At 52.7% G+C, this 6252-nt stretch carries 5 protein-coding genes and 2 pseudogenes; 5 read left to right on the forward strand and 2 right to left on the reverse strand.

The window, feature by feature from the left end; translation table 11 throughout:
• Positions 1-326 precede the first annotated feature (326 nt).
• A complete protein-coding gene (locus tag BG74_RS12195) occupies positions 327-479 on the forward strand; it encodes a hypothetical protein (RefSeq protein ID WP_187202474.1) in 153 nt (50 codons plus the stop codon).
• Positions 480-606: 127 nt separating this feature from the next.
• Here the strand turns inward: BG74_RS12195 and dacB are convergent.
• A pseudogene (gene dacB, locus BG74_RS18695) lies at positions 607-1948 on the reverse strand (D-alanyl-D-alanine carboxypeptidase/D-alanyl-D-alanine endopeptidase); the annotation flags it as partial.
• 304 nt (positions 1949-2252) lie between these two features.
• On the opposite strand from dacB, the gene greA reads away from it, so the two are divergent.
• Positions 2253-2729, forward strand: coding sequence for a transcription elongation factor GreA (gene greA / locus BG74_RS01175; protein ID WP_066595944.1), 477 nt, complete (start codon positions 2253-2255; stop codon positions 2727-2729).
• Between the two features lie 155 nt (positions 2730-2884).
• Here the strand turns inward: greA and BG74_RS01180 are convergent.
• Positions 2885-3139: pseudogene (locus BG74_RS01180) on the reverse strand (YhbY family RNA-binding protein).
• A gap of 185 nt (positions 3140-3324) precedes the next feature.
• On the opposite strand from BG74_RS01180, the gene rlmE reads away from it, so the two are divergent.
• The 3 genes from rlmE to BG74_RS15670 form a co-directional block, all read left to right on the forward strand.
• A complete protein-coding gene (rlmE, locus tag BG74_RS01185) occupies positions 3325-3954 on the forward strand; it encodes a 23S rRNA (uridine(2552)-2'-O)-methyltransferase RlmE (RefSeq protein WP_066595947.1) in 630 nt (209 codons plus the stop codon).
• A gap of 55 nt (positions 3955-4009) precedes the next feature.
• The gene (ftsH, locus tag BG74_RS01190; RefSeq protein ID WP_066595949.1) at positions 4010-5938 is read left to right on the forward strand and encodes an ATP-dependent zinc metalloprotease FtsH; all 1929 of its coding nucleotides are present in this window, start codon (positions 4010-4012) and stop codon (positions 5936-5938) included.
• Between the two features lie 141 nt (positions 5939-6079).
• Positions 6080-6252, forward strand: a 173-nt coding sequence (locus BG74_RS15670) for a dihydropteroate synthase (RefSeq protein WP_244267135.1), incomplete at its 3' end; no start/stop codon positions are given.

The following is a 6252-nucleotide window of genomic DNA, read 5'->3' on the forward strand; positions in this document are numbered from 1 at the left end:
AGCAGCCAGCGTCACATCTCGGCGCTAGGTAGCAGAGAGACCCCGGTTTAGCGCCTGGAGACCTTATTGCCTTGAGAGATGTCAAGTCTTCAAACGAAACCCTGAGTAATTTGGTGATCTTATCGGTGGATTATGAACGGGTATCGCGAGTATGAGTAATACGCTTCTGGCGATAGGTACCGCCTTCGGCTGGGTTTAGAAGAGGACGGTCTTGCCGAGCAAATAGCACAGTGACCACCGTATTCGGATTGTCGGGCACGCAGGAGGTCACGGCGCCGGCTACGGCGGTGTCTGCCGCGATGTGGTAAGCGCGTCCGCTCTATGCCGTGAACGCGTCCACCGCTATCGTTAAGGGCGAGCAGATAAAAGCCGCATTGCCTGCCGCTGGTCCGTCCGTCATCTTATCCGCGTTCGGCGTTGCCGTCACGCTCTGTGTGGCGGAGGCTATCTATGCGCCCGTGCCTCTTCAATCGGCGTAGACTATGGCTTACGGTAACTAGCACCTAGTTGTTTGAAAAAATCATCGCCAGCCACCGCTTGTAGCGCAGTAATGGTGTCGGTCCGGTCGGCATGTGTCTCGATCGGGTGGCACGAAACGGCTAATTCATTTAGATAAATATCTTTATTATAACCGGCTATTGAAACACACCAGCGGACACGCGGCGCGCTTTGATTCTCTAGCGGTGGTAATAAACCCCTCTAGGTTGTAGACACCCTGTCAAGAGTCAGTTTTCGCTGACACTTTGCCGTCGACTCCTGGCTCGTGCAATCCATGCGCATGCGGTACATGATCGTGCCGCTATAACCCACCAGCAGCATGGAAATAAAGTCCAGCATCTGATCGTATTGCAACACCTGCATCATGGTAACGCGGGAAATCAAATTATGGCGCGACACAGACCGGAACCGTACACCTGGATACTGCTGTTGCCCATATAAATGCCCGCCTACTGACGTAGGATCTGGTGCACCGAATCCGAGCGCTCGCCGGGGGGTACCCAGGCGCTTTGAAACGTTCGTAGCCTAATCATGCGAAACACTGTATCTGTAATCATATTGTCTGATTTTTTCAGTATAAATATGCAGTAAATAATGTAGCCGTGCGGATGCGGAAGAGGATTGCGCAAAAATGTGTCCCGGAGAGCTGGGCTATGTATAGCGCAAAAGTGTGCCGTTCAGAGTGATATCCGCCAGCTGTAATTCGTCCTGAATGGCGAACACCAGCGATAACGGTTCGGCGCGCTGCGTCATATAATCGGTGAGGGTAAAGTAGTTAAGCTCTCTCCCAGCACCACGTCCAGCTCGCAATATTGCGCAGCGCTGTCGTCTCGGGCCAGGGTGCTTACCTATCTGAACATATGCACCGGGCAATGAACATATGCACCAGGTAATAAGAGGTGACGCGAATAAACGCTCGCTTCCCAATCATCCGGGTGCTGTAGGGAGACACCGAGAAACAGCTGCGATCGACAATGGTCGTACCCAGCGGTGTACTAAAGCATTGCGTCAGATCGTTCCAGGGCCAGCCGGGAGCTTTGTCATGACTGGTAAACACCGAGGTATCGATAATCAGGTCGCCGGTGATTTGTTTGATGTCCTACTTGCACAGTTCGGCTACCATACTACTTACGTAAGCGCTGTTGGGTAAATATGGGATCGCTGGAGAAGCGCGTGGTCAAGGTTGCCGTGCAGCACACTGACGACCGGCACGTTGGCCGCTTCGAGGGTGGTAGTAAAGTGATAGTCCAGGCCCAGCTGCAATAGCGCCGCCAGCGCGGTGAACAGATTCATAGTGCTAGCGAGTAAGGCCATCTGCTGACTGTGATAATCAATACAGGCTTGCGGGGCTGCACTGGCCCCCCACCTTTTGCACTATCAGCGCTAGATTGTCGCTGTCGGGCAAATATTCCATATAGTTTTCAACCGGCGCCACCTGTGCGGAAAGCATGAAAACATTGTTCAATCCTATGATAAATCGTAAAAACGCATAATTTTTGGCAATGGAAAAGTAATGTGCTGTCACACTACGGTGCAAACAGGGATAAAGTAAACGATGACCCACACCGAACTCTGCGGTAAAATACGCATCAAAATGCAAAACTGAGGCTGGTCGGCCTGGGAAGCAATTCCGGGGCCGCTTCCTTTTGCTCTGCTCTTGGTGAGGGGCGTGTGCTAAACGCGTGTCGCGCCAGCACCTGCCATGCCAGTACGGCAATTATTTTAGCAGGAAGAATTTATATAGAGGTACAATTATGAACCAGATTCCGATGACCTTGCGTGGCGCTGAAAAACTGCGTGAAGAGCTCGAATATCTTCGAAGCGTCCGCCGCCACGAAATTATCCGGTCTATCGCCGAAGCCCGCGAGCACGGCGATTTAAAAGAAAACGCCGAGTATCATGCTGCGAGAGAACAACAGGGTTTTTGCGAAGGCCGTATCCAGGAAATAGAAGCCAAACTGTCCAATGCGCAGGTGATCGATGTGACTAAGTTGGCCCCGAGCGGCCGGGTTATTTTCGGCGCTACGGTCAGCGTAGAGAACCTGGATAGTGAAGAGAAGCAAACGTATCGCATCGTCGGTGATGATGAGGCTGATTTCAAGAAAAACCTTATTTCCATTAATTCTCCCATTGCCCGTGGTCTTGTGGGCAAGGAAGAAGGGGATATCGTCGTCATCAAAACCCCTGGCGGCGAGGTGGAGTACGAGATCCTCAAGGTAGAATATCTGTAAGCGTCCGGGCCGGGTAGCGCCGCAGCTGGCTTATGTCCACTTATTTCCCCATCCCGCGGGCCACTACCATTGGCTTTGTAAAGAAAAGCAAAAGGCCGCGGGTTGCTTTTTGCTGTGGGTCGGAGAGTGGCATCTTCCCATCAGAAAAGATGATGTTAGATGGTCAGCGTAGTTTTCCACTCTGCAATAGGTCGATACAGCACCAGAATATTGCCAATAACCTGTAGCTTGTTGGCGAAGATTTCACGAACGATGGCATCGGCGATAAGCGTTTTGGTTTCGTGCTATTCCGCGGCAATTATCACCTTGATAAGCTCATGATGTTCCAGCGCCTGTTTGATTTCGACGAGCACGCCTGCTGTCAAGTCATTCTTTCCCGGCATAACAGCAGGATTCAGCGAATAGAACAGCTATTTAACACACTGTTTTTAATTATTTTTTATATTTATCTGAGTTTTTTACTTAGGTTGGGATTGAAAGCGGCATATTCTACCGCTATCTCATACATATCGATATCGCCGACATCGGCATCCGTGATGACCAAATCTTTCCACCGCTGCACTCTGAACCCTTTACAAGATGAATGGAAAATAAGATGGTGACCAAAAAGCGTTCTGCAAGCTCCAGCCGCTGGCTGCAGAAACACTTTAGCGATAAATATGTTCAACAGGCACAAAAAAAAGGACTCCGTTCCCGTGCCTGGTTTAAACTTGATGAAATACAGCAGAGAGACAAGATATTTCGCCAGGGGATGATTGTGGTGGATCTGGGTGCGGCGCCCGGCGGCTGGTCGCAATACGTCGCCACGCAAATCGGCGACAAAGGGCGTGTCATCGCCTGTGATATCCTGCCTATGGATCCAATGGTGGGCGTCGACTTTCTACAGGGGGATTTCCGTGACCCCCCGGTGCTGCAGGCCCTGTTTGAACGCTTAGGTGAGCAGAAGGTGCAGGTGGTACTGTCCGATATGGCGCCCAATATGAGCAGTACCCCAGCGGTCGATATTCCCAAGTCCATGTATCTCGTGGAGCTGGCGCTCGATATGTGCCGGGACGTACTGGCACCAGGTGGGAGTTTCCTAGTTAAAGTGTTTCAGGGAGAAGGTTTCGATGAGTACCTGCGGGAAATACGCTCCTTGTTTACGAAGGTAAAAATCCGTAAGCCAGATGCTTCCCGGGCCCGCTCCCGAGAAGTGTACATTGTGGCGGCAGGGCGCAAAGTATAGTACCCTACGCTAATTGTTAACACCGTTGTAATATGAGGCTAATCCCTTGAGTGACATGGCGAAGAACCTTATTCTCTGGCTAGTTATCGCAGTTGTGCTGATGTCGGTATTCCAGAGCTTCAGGCCCAGCGAGTCCAATGGGCGTAAAGTGGATTACTCCACCTTTATGTCCGAATTGAATCAAGATCAGGTTAGGGAAGCGTGTATTAACGGTCGTGAAATCACCGTTACTAAAAAAGACAGTAACCGTTACACTACATATATCCCGGTCAACGATCCCAAGCTGCTCGATATTCTTTTGACCAAAAACGTCAAAGTCGTGGGCGAGCCTCCGGAAGAGCCCAGCCTGCTAGCGTCCATCTTTATCTCCTGGTTCCCGATGCTATTGCTAATTGGAGTCTGGATCTTCTTCATGCGTCAAATGCAGGGCGGCGGTAAAGGTGCCTTGTCGTTCGGAAAAAGCAAGGCACGGATGCTGACAGAAGACCAGATTAAAACGACATTCGCCGATGTTGCAGGTTGCGATGAAGCGAAGGAAGAGGTCAGCGAGCTGGTAGATTATCTGCGCGAGCCGAGCCGTTTCCAAAATCTCGGCGGCAAGATTCCGAAAGGTGTGCTGATGGTGGGGCCACCAGGGACTGGTAAGACGCTGCTAGCCAAAGCCATCGCGGGGGAAGCTAAGGTTCCTTTCTTCACTATTTCTGGTTCTGATTTCGTGGAAATGTTCGTCGGTGTGGGCGCCTCCCGCGTGCGCGACATGTTCGAGCAGGCGAAAAAAGCAGCGCCGTGCATCATCTTTATCGATGAGATTGACGCCGTCGGGCGTCAGCGTGGCGCCGGTCTCGGCGGTGGTCATGATGAGCGCGAGCAGACTCTGAACCAGATGCTTGTGGAAATGGATGGCTTTGAAGGGAATGAAGGTATTATCGTCATCGCCGCGACCAACCGCCCCGACGTGTTAGACCCTGCGCTACTGCGCCCGGGCCGTTTCGACCGTCAGGTAGTGGTGGGCCTGCCCGATGTCCGCGGTCGCGAACAGATTTTGAAAGTCCACATGCGCCGCGTCCCGCTGGCGCCTGACATGGATGCGTCGGTTATTGCGCGCGGTACGCCCGGCTTCTCGGGCGCCGATTTAGCCAATCTGGTGAACGAAGCGGCGCTATTCGCGGCCCGTGGCAGTAAGCGCGTGGTGTCTATGGTGGAATTTGAGAAGGCCAAGGACAAAATCATGATGGGCGCCGAGCGCCGTTCCATGGTGATGACTGAAGCGCAGAAAGAGTCGACTGCTTACCACGAAGCAGGCCATGCGATCATTGGCCGCCTGGTGCCGGAGCATGATCCGGTGCATAAAGTTACGATTATCCCGCGCGGCCGTGCCCTAGGGGTGACTTTCTTCCTGCCGGAAGGGGATGCTATCAGCACTAGCCGACAGAAGCTGGAAAGCCAGATCTCTACTCTGTACGGCGGCCGGCTAGCAGAGGAGATCATTTACGGTCCGGCGAAAGTGTCTACTGGGGCATCTAACGATATTAAAGTGGCGACCTCGATTGCCCGCAATATGGTGACCCAGTGGGGCTTCTCAGAGAAGCTTGGCCCGCTGCTGTATGCGGAGGAAGAGAGTGAAGTATTCCTCGGCCGCTCGGTGGCCAAAGCGAAGCATATGTCTGATGAAACGGCGCGCATCATAGATCAGGAAGTGAAGTCGCTAATTGAGCGAAATTATGTCCGCGCACGCACGCTGCTGATGGAAAATATGGATATCCTGCATACTATGAAGGATGCGCTGATGAAATATGAAACCATCGATTCGCCGCAGATAGACGATCTGATGGGCCGCAAGGCGGTCCGCCCGCCCGCAGGCTGGGACGATACCGTCTCCGACAATAGCGGCGACGCCGGCGCGCACAGCGCTCCGGCATCGGTGGATGAACCGTGCACACTAAATCCCGGCAATACCATGTCGGAGCAGTTCGGCAACCGCTAATAGTCCCATTTTGCGTCGGTGACAATAGCCAGGCACGGTACTACCGACAGCCCTGTGTTATACGACGCGCTAGGTCTTTTTTGCGCGGGAAACTCTAAGATAACGGCCTTAGAGTTTGCACAAAACAAGGAAACCGTCGTTATGCAGCTTATAGCTCGAGAACGTACCCTTAGCCTTTCCGTTCCACGCGTCATGGGGATCCTCAACGTAACCCCGGACTCATTCTTTGACGGCGGAAAATACCAGCATTTGGCCGCCGCTATCGACCACGCTGCGGCGATGTTGAATGCCGGCGCGGCCATTATCGATATCGG

Origin of the sequence: Sodalis-like endosymbiont of Proechinophthirus fluctus, from assembly GCF_001602625.1 — a bacterium.
Taxonomy (GTDB): domain Bacteria; phylum Pseudomonadota; class Gammaproteobacteria; order Enterobacterales; family Enterobacteriaceae.

What these genes read in the sequence shown, in the direction of transcription:
- greA (WP_066595944.1), top strand. Translation starts at nt 2,253, where the DNA reads ATGAACCAGATTCCGATGACCTTGCGTGGCGCTGAAAAACTGCGTGAA.
- rlmE (WP_066595947.1), top strand. Translation starts at nt 3,325, where the DNA reads ATGGTGACCAAAAAGCGTTCTGCAAGCTCCAGCCGCTGGCTGCAGAAA.
- ftsH (WP_066595949.1), top strand. Translation starts at nt 4,010, where the DNA reads ATGGCGAAGAACCTTATTCTCTGGCTAGTTATCGCAGTTGTGCTGATG.